Source organism: Exiguobacterium sp. BRG2, assembly GCF_031844245.1.
Taxonomy (GTDB): domain Bacteria; phylum Bacillota; class Bacilli; order Exiguobacteriales; family Exiguobacteriaceae; genus Exiguobacterium_A.
In genome coordinates, this window is the sequence record NZ_JAUZUW010000006.1 from 138,213 (window position 1) to 160,881 (window position 22,669).

A 22,669-nucleotide genomic window follows, 5' to 3' on the forward strand; every position below is an offset into this window, starting at 1 on the left:
CATTTTGATAATCCAAAATCGCTCGATCCAGCGATAGAAAACGAGAACGTTATCAAGGTGTCGACTGCCTATCCGTTTTACCGAGTGATCATAAATCGTATACGAATCGATAAGATATGAAAAAACGGATTTCCCAGTGCGGGAATACGTTTTTTCATGCATTGTTCTTCTTTTGTTTCGCTGCCTCTTCTTCGACACGTTGCAACAAGCCTTGAACAATTTTCTCGTTTTCTCGTTCGCCACCGAGTGACAAGAGACTTTTCCCAACGAAGTTCACTCCTTCATTTTTTCCTGTATAAATCAACAGACAACGATCGTGTCCAAGTGGTTTGAGCGTAAACGTCATCTCGATCTTGAATATTTTAGCCAATGTGAATCCAATCGTATTTTGCTTGAAGTCAGGCTCGTTCGTATAGGCTAAATCGGTCACGATATAGGTTTCGAGTCGATTACCCTGCATGTATGTTTGACGATACGTCGAACCGACGACACCCGGTTTTCGTTCAATCACCTCGTGCTGGACGACGTTTGGAATCAAACGCTGCAATCGCGTGTGATCAAACAAGTGCCATGCTTCCTCAATCGGGATATCGAGCTGTCGTTCTTCTCTCCACGTAATCATAGATCCGCCCCCTTTTCTATAGAAATACCCTGTCATCCGGTCTTGTAACGTCCGGTGACAGGGCGGGAGCAGATTCTTATTTTACTGTGCTTGTTTCAAGGGCTGCACCGAGGAACTTCGCTAGTTCGAGCATGCCGTAGCGTCCTGCAGCTGCCTCGGCATCCGAATTATAGTTCGTATTCGTATTGACGTCATACGTATAGATCGTACCTGACGCATCCTTAATGAACTCGATGCCTGCGACCGCGATTTGGTTCGCTTGGAGGAATGCTTCATACTTTTGGATGATCGGGTCATCGAAGCCTTCAACGATTTGGAACTTCATCGGTGTTTGTGGCGCTTCTTCACCAACTGGGCAGAACAAGTCGTCGATCACACATGCATCCGCTGGGCAAAGCTCAAAACCTTCTGATGTATCGACTCGAACCGCGTAGACGAACTTTCCACCTACGAACTCACAACGTGTGATGTACGGTTCTGGTGCTTGAATATACTCTTGAATCAACGTGATGCCATCGACTGGTTCGTCGAATGTCGGACCGTCGAGATAAGCTTCAAGTGCTTCAATCGAATGGAATAACTGGACGCCGAGACCTTTCCCTGCACGGTTGTGTTTCGTGATGAATGACGAAACACCGATCTCTTTTGCTGCTTGTACGATTTGATCGCGTCCGACGGCAGCCGTCGTCTTCGGTACACGAATCCCAGCCTTCCGCAACGCCGTGTATTGATTGACTTTGCTGACTTCAAGACGAAGCGCACGCGTTCCGTTAAAGACGGTCCGGTCATGCTCTTCTAACCAAGCGAGGACCCCTTCCGTCAACTCCGGCGCGTAACGATGCCCCCGCGTATGCGAAGACGCACTCATACGACTGTAAAAGACACCTTCTGGCGGCAGTTCATCTAACGGTACGATTCCTTCATTTAAGTGCCACTGCTCGTACGGCAACTTGAGTTCTTCGAGACGTTTGATGAGATGATCCGTCCATTCTTGGTTTTCGTGGAGAATATGAATTTTTGTCATGATTGTTGACCTACCTTTCGTTTCGCTTCGACCAGTGGCATTACGTCACGGGCAAAGCGTTCCATTTCTTCAAGTTGTGGTGAGAATTGTAACAAGAGCAAAGTGACACCAACGGCTTCGAACGCTAGAATCCGTTCGGCAATCTGTTCTGGTGTTCCGATCAAGTTCGGTCGCAGACCACGGTTCGAGACGGAATAATCATTTCGTTCGACCTGTTGTTCGAGTTGCGATTTACTGATGAAATCTTGATAACCGGCATAACCGGCGCTGTCTTCCTTAACGTCCGTGATGCGTTGCCACTCAAGAAGCGCTTCTTCTTCCGTATCCCGACAAATGATGTAGGCAGCAAGACCGAAGCTCTCAAGCGGTGCGTGTCCCGTCGCTTCCCGGCGTACTTTCATATCATTGATTTTATGAGCTACTTCTTCAACAGTGCCTCCATGCATGACGTAGGCATCACAATGTTCGACGATCGTCCGTTTTCCGGCTTCACTCTCTCCACCAGCGTAGAGCTTAATCCCCTGACGCTGGACGGGTTTCGGATGGAGTTCTGCCTGTTCGATCGTGTAGTGATGACCGAAGAAGCTGTACGGTGACGCATCTGCCCATAGTCCTTTCATGACCGTGACGAACTCTTCCGTCCGGGCATAGCGCTCATCATGTGCAGTAAAAATACCGTTGTATTGTTTTGCTTCTTCTGCCCACCAGGCTGAGACGACATTGAGCGTAAATCGCCCTCCACTCAACTGATCGATGTTTGCCGCCATCTTCGCCGTCGTCGCTGGATTATGGAACCCGGGACGAACCGCTGTCATGATCTCAAGGCGTTCTGTTGTTGCAGCAATCGCCGCTGCCGTTGTCCATGCCTCAAGACTCGGTTCCTTGATGCCTTTGATATCGTTCAAGTTCAATTCCGCAATCAACGTCGTCGAGAAGCCGATGCGTTCAGCTGTTTGTGCGACTTGTTTCGCATAATCGAATGTTGCTGGCATCTGTTCATCCTCGACGTTACGTAACCATCCCCCAAAAATCGGTAACCAAAAACCATACTCCACTCCATCGTCCCCCTTATCATAAAAAAACGCTCTTTTCGAAGTTCGAAAAGAGCGACGGTATCTTGTCCTGTCCGCTCTTATCTTCAGAAGGTATTCCTTCCTGGAAGTAGCACCTTCCGCCATAGCGGGGTTGCTGAAGTGTCTTCGGGCCAGTCCCTCGACTTCTCTAGATAAGATGTGTTGCATTCATCGTACAGAATTCATTGAACTAAAGCAACCATTAAACCGTCTTTTCCTATCGGATTTATTTCAAAGAAAAATCCCGACGTAGTGTCGGGATTCCGGATTAATATGGTGCGACGAAATCTGATGTTGGCTCTGGTGCTTGCTCCCCACGAATACGATCGTAGAATTTGGCAAGCGTGACACTGAAGTATGGTCCGACCCATAGGACAGCAAGACCAAGTGTAACGATTACAAGTAATGCCCAACCAATGAATGATAGGAAGAGTAAGAATGCTTCCATCTTGTGACCATCCATGAGTTGGCGTGAACGCGTGATGGCCTCGAGGATACCGATCGATGGTTCATCTCGAAGGATGTAGAACGTCAACAAGTAAGAGAATGACTTGATGATACCAGGGATGATTAAGAGTAACGTCCAGAGCGCGATAAAGATGAACTGAACAATGGCCAGCCCCACCACTTTCAGGAACATACCATATGGCTCAAACAAATCCGTCACTTTCGTTTCTTCGCCACGAGCAATCGACATGGCAATCCATGTCCAACCGACTCCTACTGGAATCAATAAAATCGACACCAATGATACAACGAGATCTATACTACTAGACGGCTCATCGATATCCGATCCAAATAAATTAGGAACACCCTGAATAATACTAAACAGCAGAAAAGCTAGGACTGCAAATCCCCAACGACCGCTGAGCGACTCCTTCGCTGCTTTCTTTAATTGAGATGACATGAGTAAGGTCCTCCTTGAAAAATAAGTTCTCACCTTACTCTACGGCTTAAAATTTCTAATGTTTCACTCTTTTTTCAATAATTTCCCGTCTCGTTGCTGGTTGAGCCAAGCACGCTCAAGTTGTCGTCCACATGTTAGAACGAACGTTGAACATCGAAGCGCTTCATCGCAAACGAAATGTCATGTTTTTCGTCTATGTACGCTGATATATCTCCACAGCCGGATCCTGACGCTTGTATTTCGCGACGATGACGATCAAAACCGTGATGATCACAAGCAGGAACCAAGAAGACAATTTTCCAAGATCAACGACTGCCCAGCCTCCTTCCTGATGCGGATAGACCCAGCCTTTAAAGAACGTCACGATGTTCTCCGCGATCCAAATGAAAAAGGCAATCAGTAAAAAGGATAGGACGAGCGGCATCCGGTAGATCGTCTGCTCGATCGTAAAATGAACCCATGACTTATAGAAGACAAGGACGACGAGGACCATCAATAGCCAGCGTGCATCGAAGATCCAATGGTGGGTGAAGAAGTTGAGATAGACGAGACTGCCTACGCTGATCGCAAGCCAAGGCGGTGGAAATGCTGTGAAGCGTAAATGAAATCTTCGGAACGCTTGACAGACATAACTTGCGACACTTGCATACATGAATCCTGCATACAAGGGAACACCAGCCACTTTCGTTAGAGCCTGTTCCGGATAACTCCAAGACCCAACGTTCACTTTGAACAGTTCAAGTGCTAGACCAATCACGTGAAAGAGTAAGATCAGTTTGAACTCTTCCAGCGTTTCATAACGCGTGACAAGTAAGACGATTTGGACGAGAAGACACCATAGCAACAGGAGATCGTATCGCGCGATCGGTTCAGCAGGAAGATAACGTGAAAGAGCAAGCGCTGCGAAAATCATGACGGGAAAGACGCAACAGACGGCTTCTATGTATGTAAAACGAATCAGGTGCCGGATCGCTTTCATCCTGTCATCTCCTTTTTTCTTCAGTATACGTTTCTCTTTCGACCTTCCCCTCCTTCTTAAGATGGAAAAAACGGAAAATTTCGTCTTTCTTCTTCTACTTTCCTCATGATACAGTTAACGAATCAATTATTTTTAAGAAATGAGGTGTTAGACATGACGCGTCATCGTGCTTCCTGGTTATTACGCGCTACGTTAAAGTGGGGACTCTTCCTACTCGGTTTATTTTTACTCGCTCTCGGCTCATCGATGATGATCACGGCTGAACTCGGTGTCTCGACGTGGGATGTATTACATCTTGGTCTCCAAAAGAAGACGCCGCTATCCGTCGGAACGATCATCTTGCTTGTCGGTCTATTACTCGTTTTCGTGAAGTACGCGTTAGACCGCGTCACACCGCAAATCGGAACGCTCGTCAACGCGATTTTCGTCGGTGTCTTCATGAATCTTGTTCTTGGTTCTCATCTCTTACCTTCTTTTGAGTCGATCTGGTTGAATACGCTCTGGCTGATTTTCGGTATCTTCATCATTGGGATGGGCGCTGGTCTGTATGTCGCTATTGGATACGGGGCCGGTCCACGTGATGGGTTGACGCTGACACTTGCAGAGCGCTTCGGAACGTCAATTCGTCTGATGCGGACGATCATGGAAGTCACGGCATGCGGCATCGGTTGGTTGCTTGGAGGACCTGTTTTCTTCGGTACGATCCTCTCGATTTTCCTGATCGGACCGTTCCTGCAATTTTGGTTGTTCTATTTCCGCCGGATCATTGCAGCAATTGATGCAAAAGGACTTCCAGCGTCTGAACGCCAAATTAGCTAAGTCGCCTGACTCGATATCATTCCGCGTGAATGATATCTTTTTTTATGTCAGAAGCAGATAAGTTGCGTCATCAAAATAAACACGTTATATTCGTTTACATATCAATCTTTGATACGTCAAAGGTTTCTTCGAACGAAGGGAAGGATGTGATGGATTGAGTATTTCCTGCACCGAAAAAGGACGTTTGATCTATGCACTCGTCTCCGTCAATAAGACGATTGCTCAAAAATTCGATCTCTGTACGGATGGTTTCAGTCAGACGCGAATGGACCTACTTGCTCAACTACAAGTCGATCAAACGATCAGTCAAAAAGAATTGCAAAAACGCGTCAATGTCGATCACGCGGCGGTGACCCGTCACCTCAAACACCTGGAATCGACAGGGATGATTGCTCGCGAGCGTTCAGCCGCTGACAATCGGGTGATTCTTGTTTCCTTAACGGAACAAGGGGCGACGCGCATTGCACGATTACGCGAACAAAAAGAGGAGTTCCTCGAGAACTTACTCGAAGGATTCTCTGCTGAAGAACAACGGACGTTAGCTGAGATGATTCAACGCATCGAAGCGAACGCCGAAACATTACCTAAATTAAAAGAGGAGTCGCTTTAATATGGCAACGCAAACTCAAACAGACTTCATGGAAATCGTCAAAGGACGCCGTTCGATTCGTAACTACGATACAGACGTGAAGATCTCAAAAGAAGAAATGACACAAATTCTTGAAGAAGCAACACTCGCACCTTCTTCTGTCAACATGCAACCATGGCGTTTCCTCGTCATCGATAGCGAAGAAGGCAAAGCGACACTTGCACCACTCGCGAAATTCAACCAAGTCCAAGTCGAAACGTCTTCTGCTGTCATCGCCGTCTTCGGTGACATGAACGCTGTTGATCAACTCGAGAACATCTACGATACAGCTGTCGCAAAAGGGCTCATGCCACAAGAAGTACGCGATCGCCAAGTACCAGCGATCCAAGGGATGTACAGCAGCGTATCAGCAAACGACTTGAAAGACAGCATCTTGATTGACTCGGGTCTCGTCTCGATGCAATTGATGCTCGTCGCTCGTGCACACGGTTATGATACAAACCCAATCGGTGGTTACGAGAAAGATCAAATCGCGGAAGCATTCGGTCTTGAAAAAGATCGTTATGTACCGGTCATGTTGCTATCGATCGGTAAAGCGGTGGACGCTGGATATCCATCAGTTCGCCTACCAATCAACGACATCGCAGACTGGAAATAAGTTTTTTTTACACTATAAAAAAAGAAAACACACACAAGGGAGATTGAATAATTATGACTACTCAAACAACAACGGACTTCATGGAAATCGTCAAAGGACGCCGCTCGATTCGTAACTACGACACGAACGTAAAAATTTCAAAAGAAGAAATGACACAAATCCTTGAAGAAGCAACACTTGCTCCATCTTCAGTTAACATGCAACCATGGCGTTTCCTCGTCATCGATAGCGAAGAAGGTAAAGCGACACTCGCACCACTCGCAAAATTCAACCAAGTTCAAGTCGAGACATCTTCTGCTGTCATCGCTGTCTTCGGTGACATGAACGCGGTCGACAGCATCGAGACAATCTACGACATGGCTGTTGAAAAAGGTCTTATGCCACAAGAAGTACGTGATCGCCAAGTACCAGCCATCAAAGGTTTCTACCGTCCAGAAGACGTTGAAACATTACGTGATAGCATCTTGATCGACTCAGGTCTCGTTTCAATGCAATTGATGCTCGTCGCTCGTGCACACGGTTACGATACAAACCCAATCGGTGGTTACGAAAAAGACCAAATCGCAGAAGCATTCGGTCTTGAAAAAGAGCGTTACCTCCCAGTCATGTTGCTTTCAATCGGTAAAGCCGTGGACGCAGGATACCCATCGGTTCGTCTACCAATCGCTGACATCGCAGAGTGGAAATAAGCGATCTCACTCAGTCCGGATTCCTTTCATAGGAATCCGGCTTTTTTATATACTCAAAGAAAAGGAGGCGTCAGTAATGTATGATGTGACGATTATCGGAGCCGGTGTGGCAGGAATTTTCCTCGCCCATCAGCTTGTTGAAGACGGGCAACGCGTCTTACTGCTCGATGCCGGAAAACCAATCCGTGAACGAACGACAGAAGATGCGTATCTTGGATTCGCAGGGCTTGGCAAATCAGAAGGAAAGTTCAATTATGCGACAGGATTCGGCGGGGAACTCGTCTCAAAAATCGGTGAAGAGACGACACGACGACTGTTCCAAGAAGTCGATGATCTTTTATGTACATATGGTGGAGGTACAGTTGAGACCTACTCGACGCATTCCTCTACTGTAGCGTCTCGTGCCCGTCGCGCCGGTCTACATTCGGTCGAGACGACCGTCCGTCATTTAGGCACAGTACGGACAGCTGCTGTCTTCACGGCGTTTGAGGACGCCTTATTACCACGTCTCGGTGCCCGGTTCGAAACGACAATCGAGCAGATCACGAAATCAGAGCCGTTTACGATCAAAACAGCGGACGAGATCTTCGTCAGTCAACGGATCGTGTTCGCGACAGGTCGTTCAGGTGCAGACTTTACGTTGCAAAAGTTAGCGACGCTTGGTGTCACCCCACAGCGGACTCGACTTGATCTCGGGGTGCGAATCGAGACGGATGAGGCGCTATTTCGGACATTGTTACAGGAGACGTTCGAGACGAAGCTCGGTTACGACTCGCCTTACGGTCAAGCCGTCACCTATTGCATGAATCCGCGCGGACGGATCATCCGCAAATATCAAGAAGGACTCGTCATGCCGGACGGACAAAACGTCCACGAGACGGCAGACGGCTCGACGAATCTGAACTTTACACTATTTCTCCCGCGTTATTTTTCGACGCTAGCGAAAGCGAATGCGTATGCCGCACGCATCATTGGCGGAATCAACCAAGGTGGTGATCGCATCCTCGTTCAGCGACTCAGTGATTTCCGAGCATCGCGAGCGACGGCAAACGATCAACTGAGTCGTAACACCATTGTCCCTTCCCTAACCGCGTCCCCCGGTAATTTGCATGCAGAAGTGCCTACAGAAGACCTGCTCGTCTTAGAAGGGTTTTTAGAGCGCCTTGAGCAACTCCTTGAAGTGGAACTTCCGGGAGATACGTTGCTTTACGGATTAGATGGCAAGTTTTACGCACCGATGCTTGAGACGTCAGAGACGTTTGAGACGACATGTCCCGGTGTCTATGCGATCGGGGATTGTTCCGGTGCCACACACTCGCTTGCCCAAGCAGCTGCTAGCGGACTCCATCTTGGACATGCCTTGACGCAAAACAGCCGGTCCCTCTTCGCTTAAGCGGAGAATGACCGGCTTGTCTTATTTCTTGAATGCTTCGTACACTTTCAATTGTTTCCCTTTGACCTTCGTCGTCTTCATCGCCCGGAGGACAAGCGGACCTTTCCCGTTGAGGATATCGACATACGTCAACGTATCCTGAATCGAGATGATGCCGATGTCGTCTGCTGTGACGCCTTCAATCTTCGCAATCGTTCCAACGAAGTCGACGGCACGGAGTTTTTTCTTCTTCCCACCGTTAAAGAACAATTTCATGATGTCCGCATCAAGCTGTTCCGTTTTCGAAGAACGCGTATCTTCCGTCGCCATTTTCTCTTCGAATGCATCCGCTGTTCGCATCAAGTCCTTTTCCGTTGGTGCTTGGCGACGTGTCAGTTTCCCGTGATACTGCTCGATTTCCTTTAGGCGACGTTCGTCTGCCGGTGTGACGAGACTGATTGCTTGTCCGGCTGCTCCTGCCCGCCCCGTCCGACCGGTCCGGTGAACGTAGCTTTCTCGTTCGACAGGGAGATCATACTGGATGACGTGCGTGATGTTCTCGATATCGATGCCGCGTGCTGCGACATCTGTTGCGACAAGAATTCGGAACTTCCCGGCACGGAAGGCTTTCATCGCATCGAGTCGATCGTCTTGTTCCATCCCACCGTGAATTGCTTCAACTGGATAGTCATGGGCGCGTAGACCATTCGCGACGAAATCAACGTGTTCTTTCGTCCGACAGAAGATCATGCAACGATCCGGGTTTTCAGCGACGAGGACATCTTTTAAAATGGCGAACTTCGTCTTGTCCGTCACCGGAATATAACTATGCGTAATCGTTGAGACGACGGTCTCGCCCGCTTCGATTCGTTTTGGTGCCTCCATGTAACGATCACTCAACTGTTCGATGTCTTCTGGGAAGGTCGCAGAGAATAAGAGTGTCATCCGATCTTTTGGTAACTCGGACAAGATAGCGTCGACTTGATCGAGGAAGCCCATATTCAGCATTTCATCGGCTTCATCCAAGACGACGTAACGGATTTTCTCAAGCGATAGCGTGCCCCGCTCGATATGATCGCGTACACGTCCCGGTGTACCGACGACGACGTGTGTCTTTTGTTTGAGTTCCGTGACTTGTCCACGGAACGGTTGCTTGCCGAAGACGGCCGTCGATTTGATCCGCTTATAGCGTCCGATGTTCATGATGTCTTCTTTGACCTGCAAGGCCAGCTCACGTGTTGGCGTCAAGACTAAGACTTGTGGTTTGTTTTCTTCCCACTCGACGAGTTCACACAGTGGGATCGCAAACGATGCCGTCTTTCCGCTCCCCGTCCGTGATTTGACGATGACGTCTTTTCCGGATAATACGACGGGGATGACCGATTGTTGGACTTCGGTTGGTGTCGTGTAACCGAGTTGCTCGATCGAATCGAGAATCGGTGTGCTTAAGTTAAAATCATTGAATCGTGTACGTGTCATAGAATGTCCTCATTTCTTATCGTAAAAAAAGCTTCCCACCGAAACGATGAGAAGCCCAACGAATTATTTGGATGCTACTTTATCTTTTTTGATTTGCTTACTACGTAATTGACCACATGCCGCATCGATGTCTGTTCCGTGCTCGAGACGAACACCACAGTTCAAGCCGTTCTTTTTCAACGTATCGTAGAACGTCGTGATATCTTCAGACGTACTGCGCTGATATTGACCGTGCTCATCGACTGGATTGTACGGAATCAAGTTGACATACGTCAGGTGACGTTTGTCTTCGAACAGTTTTGCTAGTTCGACTGCGTGTTCTTTTTGGTCGTTGACGCCACGAAGCAAGATGTACTCGATCGTGATTTTACGGTTCGTCGTTTGAACGTAATAATCGATCGCTGGCATCAATTTCTCAAGCGGGATCGCCCGGTTGATTTTCATGATTTGCGTACGCAATTCATTGTTTGGTGCGTGAAGCGAGATGGCTAAGTTGACTTGGAGTTTCAAGTCAGCGAACTTGTAGATCTTGTCTGCCAAACCACTTGTTGAAACCGTGATGTGACGTGCACCGATCGCAAGACCATTGTGGTCCTTGATGACGTTCAAGAAGTCAACCATGTTGTCGAAGTTATCGAACGGTTCACCGATACCCATGACGACGACGTGGCTGACACGTTCTTCGTTACCGACTGCATCGAGGTGATGTTGGACGTTCATGATTTGCTCAACGATTTCGCCTGCTGACAAGTCGCGGCTCTTCTTGATCAGACCACTTGCACAGAAGCTACAGCCGATGTTACAGCCGACCTGTGTCGTAACACAGACAGAAAGACCGTACTTATGACGCATCAGAACCGTTTCAATCAAGTTGCCATCATATAATTTGAAAAGGAACTTGATTGTTCCGTCTGCTGATTCTTGCTTGACCGCTTCTGTCATCGAGTCAATCGTAAAACTCTGATCTAACAACTCAAGGCAATCCTTGTTGACATTCGTCATTTCCGCGAAAGTCGTGACACGTTTACGGTAGAGCCAATCCCATACTTGTTTGGCACGGAATGGTTTGTGCCCTTGATTCGATAACCATTCTGTCATCTGCTCAAGCGTTAATCCATAAATGGATGGTTTATTCATTTCGAAAGACCTCATTTCTTTTTCCAGAACTACAACATTCCTTTATCTTAGTAAAAATCAGCGCGTGACGCAACGTTCAAATCCTAAATGTTCACTTTCTGTAAAGTTTTTGCGCCACTTTCGATCAAATCGACAGACTCCGACGTCCGAATTGAACGACTGCTCCAGTCAAGAACACGAGACAGAGGACAAGTAAAAGAATGGAATGAAGAAGAAAATGATTCGTTCCTTCTAGTAATTGCGTCGTATTGAATAAGGAGAAGACGGATAGATAACGGAGCCACTCCGTCTTGTCACTTAGCTCCGACAGAATCGTCAAGACGATCGATAGAACCAGCACACTACCGGCAAGCGAAAAAGCACGACGTTCTTCGTCAAATAACGTCGCAACGAATAACGTAAAGGCGCCGATCGCCAAGAGTAACAATAGCGCATTGAGCTGAATCCGCCATAAGATGACGTCATTGATCGAAATATCTGTCATCCACCAGTCGGATACCATCAAGACAAGTCCATTCAGTCCTACGAGAACCATACTTGCGATACCCATGACGATCGCGACAGCAAACGTATACGCATTCCGGGTGATCGGGGCTGCGAGATAGACGATCAGCTCTCCGTTGTCGATCGGTCGCGCAACGAGGCGCGCTGCTAATGAGAGCAAGAATAGACTCGCAATGACTTGAAAGATCAATCCATAATAGTTCCCTCCGAGCAGATCCAGTACATTATCGAATCCCGTCACCTTATCGTATTGAAATGCTTTTAAGACTTCTGGAGGTAACGCTTCTAGTTTTGTTTCTAGTAAACCAGTCTTCATCATCGATGGATAAAGCAACGCAAGCATCAATAAGTAGAGACTCGTTCCAATCGCATAAGCAAGCACGGGCTTTCTGACCTGCTTGAATAAAGAGCGGATCAACAATATCACGACGATTCCTCCTCTCCATAATAATGCAAGAAGACCTGTTCTAAATCATCTGCTGACGGACGAATCAGCCGTACATCGTACTGGGTTAAATAAGCGATCGCCTGATTCAAGCTCAGCGTCTCATCCGTTTGAAAACTGACTTCCAGCCGCTTCGGTTCAACACCGACTTGCATCGCGAACTGTGCTGCTTCCACCTCCGTTCGGAAGACGATCGTATACGTCTTTCGACTCGATCGAACCAACTCATGAATATCCGATTCGACGATGATGCGCCCTGCTTTGATTAAAGCCGCTCGATCGCACGATTTTTCCATCTCCGGAAAGTGGTGTGAACTCATCAGAATCGCTTTTCCAGCATGCTTCTCCTGTTCGATCCACTCTAAAAAACGCTCTTGCATCAAAGGATCAAGTCCACTGGTTGGCTCATCAAGTAGATAGACCGGTGCATCTTTCATGAAGCAACCGACAAGTGCCAGTTTTTGTTTCATCCCTTTTGACATCTTGCGGATTTTCGTCTTCGTCTCAAAAGGAAATCGTTTCAACAACAGTTGTCGCCGTGCCGGATTGCTACCGTGTAGTCGTTGCATCAAATCCAGCATGTCTGCTCCCGTCATGTCTCCAGGTAAACTAATCTCCCCCGGCAAATAACCGACCAACTGCTTCACCTCTTTACTTTGCTTCCAGCAATCAAAGCCACCGATCGTCGCCCTTCCATCGTCCGCAACCATTAGTCCCATCAAATGTCGGAGTGTCGTTGATTTTCCAGATCCGTTTGGTCCGATGAAACCGAATATCGTACCCGGATCAACTGTAAAACTGACATCGAATATTCCACGCCCCGGCGCAAATTCCTTCGTCACATGCTCCAAACGGATCATCATCCGACCTCCCTATTTTTTATTTCTTTCCTCACTGTATTCATACCCGTTTTGAAGCAGTTTGTTCGGATCAAAGCGATAGATGACGAACCGCTCGTCATGATTTTTTTCATAGAGGTCTCGTAATCGAATCTCATCGATTTGCTCGAATACGGTATGGCGCTCCAGGTACTCCCGGTATTCATCGGTCGGGTAATACAAGATGAGATCAACCGAACGCGGGGAACGTTCGACCGAACTTAAAATGTGATCGATCACTTTCATGAAAATTTGTGAAGAGAATGGATTAAAGAAATAAAACTTATTCGCCTCATCCGGAATGGTATACTGCTCGGCATACGTCTGTTCGAATCGCAAACTTCCGGAACGCCGCTTCCTTCGACTTTGGTATTTCGCCATATTCCGAAGTGCGTCCTCGTAAAATTGTCCATTCATCTCGATTCCGATGACGGAACAGTCGAATCGGTCATGTAAGTAAAAGTTTAAACGCCCTTTCCCACACCCGAAATCGATGACAGTATCCTCTTTTTGAAACGGATAGGTTTCGCATAATTCGCCGAGTGCCGCATAAGGCGTCGGTTCATAGCGATTGTAGTGACTAAACACACCATAAAGGTGTTGCATCTCAATGGTCTCAATTCGTAATCGTTGATCATATTCCTGTTCATTCATCTCTTTTGTTCCTTCTTTCCGGCATTCTTTCCCTCATCGTACTATACTGAAGAAGTACGTTACTCGTTTTTTGAAAGGGGATTTTATGATGATCGTCGTTACGAACCGGATTAAAGTCAAAAAGGGGATGGCTGCAGCTCTCGCTCCTCGTTTTACGCGTCCAAGTGGACTTGATACGATGGACGGATTCATCCGTGTTGAGGTCTTATTGACGCAAAACATCGAAGAACACGATGAAATGAACGTCAACATGTACTGGGAAGATATGAAGAGTTTTCAAGCGTGGCGGGAAAGTGACGATTTCAAAGCGTCACATAGTCGACCTGCGAGTAGTGAGGCAGGAGAATCGCCAATGCTCGGCAGCGAGATTCTGACATATGAAGTCGCTTCGGTCAAAGAACGCGCATGATGCACGAAAAGGACTCGTATCGAGTCCTTTTTTATATACCTATATACAAATAGTGAAAGGGTCGAATTGTCACAAATGGTATTATTTGTTATCATAGTGCCATTACAGAGAGAGAGGGTCCTTCATGAATTCATTAACTATATTTGAACAAGCCATTCGTAGCTTACCTGACGATCGTACGTTACGACGTGATGAATTATGGACGGACGATTTTTTATTGCAACAGGAGAACGAGCTGACCGTCTATTACTCTCCGATTGGCGAATACGTCAATACTGAAGCAAAAGTCGTCATCATCGGGATCACACCAGGTTTTGAACAGATGCGAATCGCTTTCGAAGAAGCGACAGATGCCCTTCACCATGGTGTTTCATTAGAAGAGACGGAACGCCTCGTCAAATATACAGCAAGCTTTGCCGGAACGATGCGACGTAATCTCGTCCAGATGCTCGATACACTTGAACTTCCAGCATTGCTCGGAATCGAGACGACGGCTAGCTTATTTCATCAACACCAGGAATTGTTACATCCGACGTCACTGTTAAAGCAACCCGTCTTTTATCGCGAAAAAAATTACTCGGGTCATCAACCGAAGATCAATCGTAGCCCTTTATTGAGGCACTACGCGGAAGAACACTTCGTCGCTGAGATCAATCAGTTACAAAAAACAGCGTTATTAATTCCACTCGGTCGGGTCGTCGAGACGCAAGTCCGTGGATTGATTCATGATGGACGAATCGAACAGCATCAGCTTCTTTCCGGATTCCCCCACCCATCTGGCGCGAACGGTCATCGAAAAAAACAATTCGAGGAAAACCAAGCCTATTTGATGAAACAGCTCATTCAACATTTTGCTGAATAAACAACTTTATCTTAAATTATCAGAATATATGGTTGAATCGCTTCTGAAATACATGATAAAGTGTCCATAAGAACAGAATATGACTATTCTATCGATGAGGTAGAGGCGCGATTTCAATCAGTACTTGGTCCGAGGATGACAACGAAGACGACTACAGGAAAGGTGACATCGCCGAAATGACAGTATGTGTCGAGCATATCGTCGTTGGTCGATTCGGGAAACACCCGATCGATTGCCATACATAACAATTGTATGGAGCGCTCCAATTCGGCTAAGAAAGACGCATCCAGCGAGGGTGTCGGCTTTGTTGCCGGTGCCCTTGCTTTTTTTGTGCCGCGGGGTCTCATCTTTAAGCTATTTATTAAAGAGGAGGATATTTTTCATGGTCAACTATTCAGATTCCATTATTGCCCTTGTACCTGCTTTACTAGCTATCTTATTAGCCATCTTTACCCGAAAGGTCGTTCTTTCGTTAGGTGTCGGCATTCTCGTCGGTGCCCTGTTACTCCACCGTTTTAACCCGATCGATACGGTAACCTATCTCGGCAAGAACATCTTCAGTCTCTTTTGGGCAGACGGTGCCTTGAACGAGTGGAACGTCTTATTGCTTGTCTTCTTGTTATTGCTCGGCGTCCTTTCCACGCTCATTCAGACATCAGGTGGCGCTCGTGCCTTCGGTGAATGGGCTTCTACTCACGTCAAGACAGCGCGTGGTGCACGCTTAGTCGCCTTCGGACTCGGTATCTTGATTTTCATCGATGATTACTTCAACAGTCTCGCTGTCGGCAACGTCAGTCGTCCGTTAACGGATCGCCGCGGTGTCTCACGAGCAAAGCTTGCCTATCTGATTGACTCAACGGCTGCACCTGTTTGTGTCATCAGTCCGCTTTCGAGTTGGGGTGCATTCATCATCTCCATCATCGCCGGTATCTTAACGACGCACTCGATTACGGATTACTCAGCGTTTAGCGCCTTCATGATGATCGTTCCAATGAACTTCTATGCGATTTTTGCGTTACTTTTAACACTTTACATCGCTTACTCTGGCGTCTCTGTCGGACCGATGAAACAACATGAACACCGTGCCGCGAAAGGTGAACTTTTTGATGCGTCAAAAGGAACACCGATGGGGATGGCAAAAGAGGTCAACGAACAGACGAACGGAAAAGTACGGGATCTCGTCGTTCCAATCGTCGTTCTCGTCATTGCTACGATCAGTGCGTTGCTCGGAACAGGTGCTCAGGCACTTGCAGCCGACAATCGCCCGTTTACTTTAATTGGAGCATTTGAGGCAACAGACGTCACACGTTCACTCGTCGCAGGTGTCGTCATCAGTTTAATCGTTGCTTTCCTGATGCTGATCGGACGGAAAATTCCGGGCCGCGATTACCGTGCAAGCATCGTTGCTGGTATGCGTTCGATGTGGCCAGCAGTCGTGATTCTGTTATTTGCTTGGACGATCATTGCTGTTATCGGTGATATGAAAACAGGCGATTATCTCGCAAGCTTCATCAGCAACTCGATTTCTGCTTCGTACTTGCCGTTCTTATTATTCTTGATTGCCGGCTTGATGGCATTCTCGACAGGAACAAGTTGGGGCACATTCGGGATCATGTTGCCCATCGGTGCGGATCTCGTCATGGCTGTCGATGCTTCACTCTTGTTACCGACGCTTGCTGCTGTTCTTGCTGGATCTGTCTTCGGTGACCATTGTTCACCGATTTCCGATACGACGATCCTCAGTTCGACAGGGGCTGGATCCCATCATATCGATCACGTCACGACACAGTTACCGTATGCGTTAGTCGGTGCCGTCACTGCGGCAGTCGGTTATTTAGTCATCGGTTTCACGGAGTCTTCGGTCTTCGGTTTCATCGGAGCTCTTGTCACATTCGTACTCTTCGTCGTCGTCTTGAACGTTCTCTCGAAAAAAGGAGAAACCGCTTCGGATTTACAGACGGATTAATGTAATTCTTTACGAAAAAAGGCATTGGATGCGCGCATCCAATGCCTTTTTTATATCTATTCGTTTCACACCATCAATAAACACACATCATTCGCGAACGCTACTGGATCCTCGAGTGGAAGTCCTTCGACAAGTAATGCTTGTTGATACATTAGTTTGGTATAGCGCTCGAATTTTGAACGATCGTTTTGATACGCCGTTTCAAGAGACTCGAACACTGCGTGTGACGGATTCAATTCAAGAATCTTGACCGCTTCTACCCCTTCATTATTCGGCATCGCCTTCAGAATTTTCTCCATCTCGATCGAGACAGCGCCGTCCGTCGCAAAGCAGACAGGATGCGATTTTAGACGTGTTGAGGCTTTGACTTCCTTGACTTGCCCACTTAGCACTTCCTGCATGGCTTGGAACATCTCTGCTTGTGCGTCCGTCGTCTCCGCTTCCTCCGCTTCAATCCCTAAATCGCTACTCGTGACCGACTTGAACGTCTTCTCGTTGTACGTCACGAGCATCTGGATCGCGAACTCATCGATCTCTTCCGTGAAGTACAAGATATCATACCCTTTATCACGGACGAGCTCGGATTGTGGTAATTTATCCAGACGATTCGTACTCTCACCAGCGGCGTAGTAAATATGTGCCTGATCTTCCGGCATCGCTGCGACGTATTCTGCGAGTGTGATCAACTTCTTTTCCTTCGCCGAGTAGAAGAGGACCAGATCCTGCACCTGTTCTTTATGCATGCCATAATCATTATACATACCGAACTTCAGCTGGCGTCCGAACGCTTGATAGAATGTTTCGTACTTCGTGCGATCCTCGCGCAGGAGGGCTTCGAGTTGTGTCTTGATCTTACTTTGGATATTTTTCGCGATCAATTTCAATTGACGATCGTGTTGCAGTAACTCGCGCGAGATGTTGAGCGATAAGTCTTCCGAGTCAACCATCCCTTTGACGAAACTGAAGTGATCCGGCAACAAGTCGCTGCATTTTTCCATGATCAAGACACCGTTGGCATAGAGTTCAAGACCCTTTTCAAATTCCTTCGAATAATAATCGTACGGTGCCTGCTCTGGAATGAATAAGATCGATTGATAACGAACAGCGCCGTCGACACTGATATGAATGTGTTTCGCTGGTGTGTCGAAACCATAACGCTTCTCTTGGTAGAAGTTCGTATAGTCCTCGTCTGTCAATTCCCGTTTGTTCTTCCGCCAGATCGGCACCATGCTGTTGATCGTCTTGACGACTTCGACCTCTTCCGTCTCGTCACTGCCTTCGATCGGCTGACGTTCGAGTTCCTTCATCTCGATCGGATAACGAATGAAATCTGAGTATTTTTTGATGATACTGCGCAAACGATACGTCTCGAGGTATTCGTCATACGATTCTTCTTCCTCGTTCGCCTTGATGTGGAGTGTAATCTCCGTTCCGACGGTTTCCTTGTCGACTTCCTCGATCGTATAACCTTCGACACCACGCGATTCCCATTTATAAGCGACTGCACTGCCGAACGGTTTCGTAACGACAGTGACGACGTCTGCGACCATGAAGGCAGAATAGAATCCGACACCGAATTGTCCGATGATATCATGACCATCTTGTGCTTCATTCTCTGCCTTGAAGGCAAGCGATCCACTTTTTGCGATCGTACCGAGATTCTCTTCTAGTTCTTCCTTCGTCATTCCGATTCCCGTATCACGAATAATGAGTTGACGCGCTTCTTTATTTGGTTCGATCGTAATTTTGTAGTGTTCCTTTTCGAACGAAATCGTCTCGTCCGTCAATGCTTTGTAGTACATCTTATCCATGGCGTCACTTGCATTCGAGATCAATTCGCGCAGGAAAATCTCCTTATGCGTATAGATGGAATGAATCATCATCTCCAGCAATCGTTTTGATTCCGCCTTAAATTGTTTCGTTTCCATGCTCATTCTGCCTCCTCTTTTTTAGCACTCATTCGTATAGAGTGCTAATTCATCTCCTATTATTAGGGAGTTCTAAATATCTGTCAATCTTCTTTCCCGCTATTTTTTACGACTTTTTCACGGACGATTTTTCCGATTTGACGTAAGTGTTCTGCTGACCCGTAGGTGCCATGGCTAACGCCGTTTTCATCCTTTCGATTACCGAGACCGATGAACTGCTCACTCGGTTTGAAGTGGAGTCCGACGACGGGTACCTGAAATCGTGACGAGAAGCCAACTTGAAAAATCGCGTCTGGATAATCCGTTGGTCGATAGGTTGTCCAATCGATATCTGGTTCGAGCTTCGCAAATCGTCCCGTGTGCTCCTTACCGAGCAGGATGATTCCTTTTATCGAAAACAGTTCAAGCAGGCGTAACAAAAATGTCTGACCGAACGGACTATCTTCCAACACGCTGCGTTCTTTGATCGCTCCCATGTAGTGGTGCGTCGGAAACGGAAAAAAATCCAAGTGAATGACTGGATCAAACGTCTTTTCGTAAAACGACGCACCGAGTCCGTTCAAGAATCCTTCGAGCTTACCCCCACCTGGTCGACCGAACCAGGTCCGGTACACATTTGGTTGTTTAAAGTAACGATTGAAGCGCCGGATTGAATCTGTCAGCGTCTCCTCCTGCAGATAATCCTCCCATGACATCGACTTCGGACGAATAAAGAGCGGACCGGTCTCGTCGAATCGTAATGCGCCCGTCCGGTCTAAAAACTGCGTTCGGGATGGGTTCGTCGCGATCGTCACCCAACTGCTACGCGTCGCATCACCAAACCAAAGGACAGGTGTCGTTTGATCAATCAGTTGATCTGCGAACGCACTTTTCTCGAGCGTCATTTGATACTCGACAGCTTCCTGTAATAATTTTTTAGCAAGTTGCCATTGATCGGATGTCAGCGTTCTCATCTCCCTTTTTACAGCGATTATGCTGTTGTAGATGTACCCCTTATCTTCTATTACTAGACGCATCGATGGGTTTAATCTCCATTTCTCCGGGAATGTTTCATAAGGTGAACGATACGACTTAGGAGGGATTTAGCAATGGGTAGACTGGATCAAAAAATAGCTGTCATTACCGGCTCGGCAACAGGGATTGGACAAGCGACTGCGCTTGTATTCGCAGAACAAGGAGCAACGGTCGTTTGTGCCGATGTCTCACTTGAAAAAGCAAAACAAACAGTAGAACAGATTACACAACAAGGCGGGAAAGCGGAAGCCGTCCATGTCGACGTCTCAGACGTCGAGAGTGTTGAGCAACTTGCGAAGCATGTCAAAGAGACATACGGTACGGTCGACGTCCTCTTCAACAATGCCGGAATCGATGAACAAGGTGGGAAAGTCCACGAGTATCCAATCGATCTCTTCGACCGGATCATCGCTGTCGATTTACGCGGTACATTCCTCGTCAGTAAATTCTTGATTCCACTCATGCTGGATAACGGTGGTTCGATCATCAACACGTCATCGATGTCGGGTCGCGCAGCTGACTTGAACCGGTCTGGTTATAACGCGGCGAAAGGCGGGATCGCGAACTTCACTCGCGCGATGGCAATCGATTACGCGCGTCATGGTATTCGTGTCAATTCGTTATCGCCAGGAACGATTGAAACACCACTCATCGATACACTCGTCGGTGAAAAAGAAAAAGAACAAGGCAAACAGTTCCGAGATGCGAACGCCTGGATCACACCACTCGGTCGACTCGGTAAACCACGCGAGATGGCAACGGTCGCCCTCTTCCTTGCTTCTGACGACAGCTCATATGTCACAGGTGAGGACATCACGGCGGATGGCGGCATCATGGCTTATACATGGCCGGGAGAGATGTTAATCGATTCGAAGTGGAAAGACGAAGCAGAAAAAAGTGAATGAGCAATGCGCGGTGTAACCCTTTAGTTGCACCGCTTTTCTTTTACCTCAAGACGTTCAGTACCGTAAATTATTTTCTGAATTAGTTTACCTCCCTGAAGTATTTTTATCAGGGTACACTACAGGTAAAGGGGGAAAAATTCATGCAAACAGCGATTACTTACTTACAACGGTGTCTTCAAATTCCAAGTGTCAATCCGATGGACGGAGAAGAAGCCGTCGCACGTTACGTATACGATGTACTGGTCGACCATCAGATCTCGACAGAATGGATTGAAGTTTCACCAAAACGAATTTGTCTCGTCGCGACCGTTCCTGCGAGCGAAGATGTTTCACGTCCTGCCGTCCTCGGTCTATCTGGTCATCTCGATACGGTTCCAGTTCAAGGAGACGGCTGGACGAAAGATCCATACGGCGGCGAAATCGAAAACGGCCGCATCTATGGTCGTGGGGCTTCTGATATGAAATCAGGTGTCATGGCAATGGTGCAAGCACTGATTCAATATAGAGAACGTCAAGACCGACCAAACACTATCAAACTTCTGATTACATCCGATGAGGAGAATGGAATGACGGGTGCTCGTCATTTGACCGAACAAGGACACGCGGATGATTTAGACGCTTTACTGATTACAGAACCAACAAGCGGAATGATCGGTTATGCACAAAAAGGTGTCGTTGGGATCGAAGTGACATGTCGTGGGAAAAGTGCACACAGCTCTGCCCCTCAACTCGGACGTAATGCGATCGATGACGTCTATCGCGTCATCCAGGAAGTGAAGTCGGAACGCTTCTCGATTACGGCGAATCATCATCCGGCGCTTGGTCCGGTCGTCGCGTCAATCACATCCATAAAAGGAGGCGAAGGACCGAACGTCGTTCCGAGTCAGGCTTCGTTTTATATGGATATTCGGACGATTCCCGGGTTCGATCGAGCGGACGTTCTTGCTGCCTTTACAGCTATCGAACGTCGTCTTGTAGCAGAAGATTCCGAGTTTGATATGAACGTGACCGTCATCAAGGATATTCCTTCTTGTGAAACCGATGAACAGGCACCTTTCTTGCAACAGGTCGCGGATACGATGGAGCAGGTTAGCGGCGTGACACCACGAAAAATCGCTATTCCAGGTGGAACGGATGGTGCGATGTTCAGCCAAGCGAAAAAGTCATTTCCAATCGCAATCGCTTCATTCCATGATTTCCGTCTCGCACACCAAGTGGATGAATCGATTCCGTTATCCGAATATGAAAAAACGATTGCGTTTTGCTTCAACTTGATCAACACACCATTACATCAATCGCCCCCATCACATAAAAAAAAGAAGGAACGACATTCGATATTGTAACCGAATGTCGTCCCTTCTTTTTGTGTTAGCGCCTTTCATCAGCTGATTCAGTAGACGCCAAGTTGTGCTAACGCCTCACTTAAATAACTTTGATCACTGCGAAACTGGTGACTCGTTTGTCCGTCAGACCAACTGATGAAGACACGACCAAGTCGGTCATAGCGTAAGTGGAGACGAATTACTCCCTGCTCGAATACGACTTCACCGTGTAACGACTCATGGACGTGAGCAAAGTTACGGATGAACGCATCATATTGATTGAATGTAACTGAAAACTGGTGTTCACTATTCCGCCCTACCATCTGAATCGTTAGTTCTTCTTGCGTTGGATGTACGTGTAAGATTTCCCATAGTACACTGCTTTCTTCTCCTCGAAACACGATACGATGCTTCATTCGATTTCCACCTCTGAG

Annotated in this window: 23 protein-coding genes and 2 riboswitches; of the genes, 10 read left to right on the forward strand and 13 right to left on the reverse strand. The window is 47.4% G+C overall.

Annotated elements, in window-relative coordinates; translation table 11 throughout:
• Positions 1-154: 154 nt before the first annotated feature.
• The 5 genes from Q9R23_RS10005 to Q9R23_RS10025 form a co-directional block, all read right to left on the reverse strand.
• Entirely contained in the window at positions 155-622 is a 468-nt protein-coding gene (locus Q9R23_RS10005; protein WP_214748837.1) for an SRPBCC family protein, read from the reverse strand.
• A gap of 76 nt (positions 623-698) precedes the next feature.
• Positions 699-1,646 (reverse strand): ATP-grasp domain-containing protein, encoded by a 948-nt coding sequence (locus Q9R23_RS10010; protein WP_290756043.1) that lies wholly within the window; start codon positions 1,644-1,646, stop codon positions 699-701.
• The gene (locus tag Q9R23_RS10015; protein ID WP_311246986.1) at positions 1,643-2,701 is read right to left on the reverse strand and encodes an LLM class flavin-dependent oxidoreductase; all 1,059 of its coding nucleotides are present in this window, start codon (positions 2,699-2,701) and stop codon (positions 1,643-1,645) included. Before Q9R23_RS10015 ends, Q9R23_RS10010 begins: the two co-directional genes overlap by 4 nt.
• A gap of 74 nt (positions 2,702-2,775) precedes the next feature.
• Positions 2,776-2,878: riboswitch (SAM riboswitch) on the reverse strand.
• A gap of 109 nt (positions 2,879-2,987) precedes the next feature.
• A complete protein-coding gene (locus tag Q9R23_RS10020; protein ID WP_311246987.1) occupies positions 2,988-3,626 on the reverse strand; it encodes a DUF975 family protein in 639 nt (212 codons plus the stop codon).
• A gap of 193 nt (positions 3,627-3,819) precedes the next feature.
• Positions 3,820-4,605 (reverse strand): DUF817 domain-containing protein, encoded by a 786-nt coding sequence (locus tag Q9R23_RS10025; protein ID WP_214856585.1) that lies wholly within the window; start codon positions 4,603-4,605, stop codon positions 3,820-3,822.
• A 153-nt stretch (positions 4,606-4,758) separates the two neighbouring features.
• Here Q9R23_RS10025 and Q9R23_RS10030 point away from each other — a divergent pair, with 153 nt between their 5' ends.
• From Q9R23_RS10030 to Q9R23_RS10050, 5 genes are all read left to right on the forward strand, one after another.
• Positions 4,759-5,424, forward strand: a complete 666-nt coding sequence (locus tag Q9R23_RS10030) for a YczE/YyaS/YitT family protein (protein WP_290780672.1) — start codon at positions 4,759-4,761, stop codon at positions 5,422-5,424.
• Positions 5,425-5,578: 154 nt separating this feature from the next.
• A complete protein-coding gene (locus Q9R23_RS10035; RefSeq protein WP_214856583.1) occupies positions 5,579-6,034 on the forward strand; it encodes a MarR family winged helix-turn-helix transcriptional regulator in 456 nt (151 codons plus the stop codon).
• A 1-nt stretch (position 6,035) separates the two neighbouring features.
• Positions 6,036-6,671 (forward strand): nitroreductase family protein, encoded by a 636-nt coding sequence (locus Q9R23_RS10040; protein ID WP_023469789.1) that lies wholly within the window; start codon positions 6,036-6,038, stop codon positions 6,669-6,671.
• 53 nt (positions 6,672-6,724) lie between these two features.
• Positions 6,725-7,360 (forward strand): nitroreductase family protein, encoded by a 636-nt coding sequence (locus Q9R23_RS10045; RefSeq protein WP_023469790.1) that lies wholly within the window; start codon positions 6,725-6,727, stop codon positions 7,358-7,360.
• Positions 7,361-7,436: 76 nt separating this feature from the next.
• Positions 7,437-8,753: an NAD(P)/FAD-dependent oxidoreductase gene (locus Q9R23_RS10050; RefSeq protein ID WP_311246988.1), complete on the forward strand. Its 1,317-nt coding sequence runs from the start codon at positions 7,437-7,439 to the stop codon at positions 8,751-8,753.
• Between the two features lie 21 nt (positions 8,754-8,774).
• On the opposite strand, the gene Q9R23_RS10055 is transcribed toward Q9R23_RS10050, so the two are convergent.
• From Q9R23_RS10055 to Q9R23_RS10075, 5 genes are all read right to left on the reverse strand, one after another.
• On the reverse strand, positions 8,775-10,211 hold the full coding sequence (locus tag Q9R23_RS10055) for a DEAD/DEAH box helicase (protein WP_311246989.1): 1,437 nt from the start codon (positions 10,209-10,211) through the stop codon (positions 8,775-8,777).
• Positions 10,212-10,274: 63 nt separating this feature from the next.
• Complete coding sequence (rlmN, locus tag Q9R23_RS10060) at positions 10,275-11,348, reverse strand: dual-specificity RNA methyltransferase RlmN (protein WP_023469793.1); 1,074 nt, start codon at positions 11,346-11,348, stop codon at positions 10,275-10,277.
• 124 nt (positions 11,349-11,472) lie between these two features.
• Entirely contained in the window at positions 11,473-12,279 is an 807-nt protein-coding gene (locus Q9R23_RS10065) for an ABC transporter permease subunit (protein ID WP_311246990.1), read from the reverse strand.
• Positions 12,276-13,157, reverse strand: coding sequence for an ABC transporter ATP-binding protein (locus Q9R23_RS10070; protein WP_290780660.1), 882 nt, complete (start codon positions 13,155-13,157; stop codon positions 12,276-12,278). The genes Q9R23_RS10065 and Q9R23_RS10070 overlap by 4 nt, the downstream gene beginning before the upstream one ends.
• A 12-nt stretch (positions 13,158-13,169) precedes the next feature.
• Entirely contained in the window at positions 13,170-13,829 is a 660-nt protein-coding gene (locus tag Q9R23_RS10075) for a methyltransferase (protein ID WP_290782962.1), read from the reverse strand.
• An 88-nt stretch (positions 13,830-13,917) separates the two neighbouring features.
• On the opposite strand from Q9R23_RS10075, the gene Q9R23_RS10080 reads away from it, so the two are divergent.
• The 3 genes from Q9R23_RS10080 (at position 13,918) to Q9R23_RS10090 (ending at position 17,066) form a co-directional block, all read left to right on the forward strand.
• Complete coding sequence (locus Q9R23_RS10080; protein ID WP_023469797.1) at positions 13,918-14,238, forward strand: heme oxygenase; 321 nt, start codon at positions 13,918-13,920, stop codon at positions 14,236-14,238.
• A gap of 124 nt (positions 14,239-14,362) precedes the next feature.
• Positions 14,363-15,100, forward strand: coding sequence for a hypothetical protein (locus tag Q9R23_RS10085; RefSeq protein WP_311246991.1), 738 nt, complete (start codon positions 14,363-14,365; stop codon positions 15,098-15,100).
• Between the two features lie 92 nt (positions 15,101-15,192).
• Positions 15,193-15,371, forward strand: a riboswitch (Lysine riboswitch).
• Between the two features lie 111 nt (positions 15,372-15,482).
• On the forward strand, positions 15,483-17,066 hold the full coding sequence (locus Q9R23_RS10090) for a Na+/H+ antiporter NhaC family protein (RefSeq protein ID WP_311246992.1): 1,584 nt from the start codon (positions 15,483-15,485) through the stop codon (positions 17,064-17,066).
• 65 nt (positions 17,067-17,131) lie between these two features.
• Here the strand turns inward: Q9R23_RS10090 and htpG are convergent, their stop codons facing one another.
• A complete protein-coding gene (gene htpG, locus Q9R23_RS10095) occupies positions 17,132-18,994 on the reverse strand; it encodes a molecular chaperone HtpG (RefSeq protein ID WP_133208455.1) in 1,863 nt (620 codons plus the stop codon).
• An 83-nt stretch (positions 18,995-19,077) separates the two neighbouring features.
• Entirely contained in the window at positions 19,078-19,947 is an 870-nt protein-coding gene (locus Q9R23_RS10100) for a PDZ domain-containing protein (protein WP_311246993.1), read from the reverse strand.
• Between the two features lie 135 nt (positions 19,948-20,082).
• On the opposite strand from Q9R23_RS10100, the gene Q9R23_RS10105 reads away from it, so the two are divergent.
• Both Q9R23_RS10105 and Q9R23_RS10110 read left to right on the forward strand, forming a co-directional pair.
• Entirely contained in the window at positions 20,083-20,913 is an 831-nt protein-coding gene (locus tag Q9R23_RS10105; RefSeq protein WP_035411826.1) for an SDR family oxidoreductase, read from the forward strand.
• Positions 20,914-21,053: 140 nt separating this feature from the next.
• Positions 21,054-22,256 (forward strand): M20 family metallopeptidase, encoded by a 1,203-nt coding sequence (locus Q9R23_RS10110; protein WP_290756019.1) that lies wholly within the window; start codon positions 21,054-21,056, stop codon positions 22,254-22,256.
• Positions 22,257-22,303: 47 nt separating this feature from the next.
• Here Q9R23_RS10110 and Q9R23_RS10115 read toward each other — a convergent pair whose 3' ends face one another.
• Positions 22,304-22,651, reverse strand: coding sequence for a hypothetical protein (locus Q9R23_RS10115; RefSeq protein WP_290756017.1), 348 nt, complete (start codon positions 22,649-22,651; stop codon positions 22,304-22,306).
• Positions 22,652-22,669: the final 18 nt, after the last annotated feature.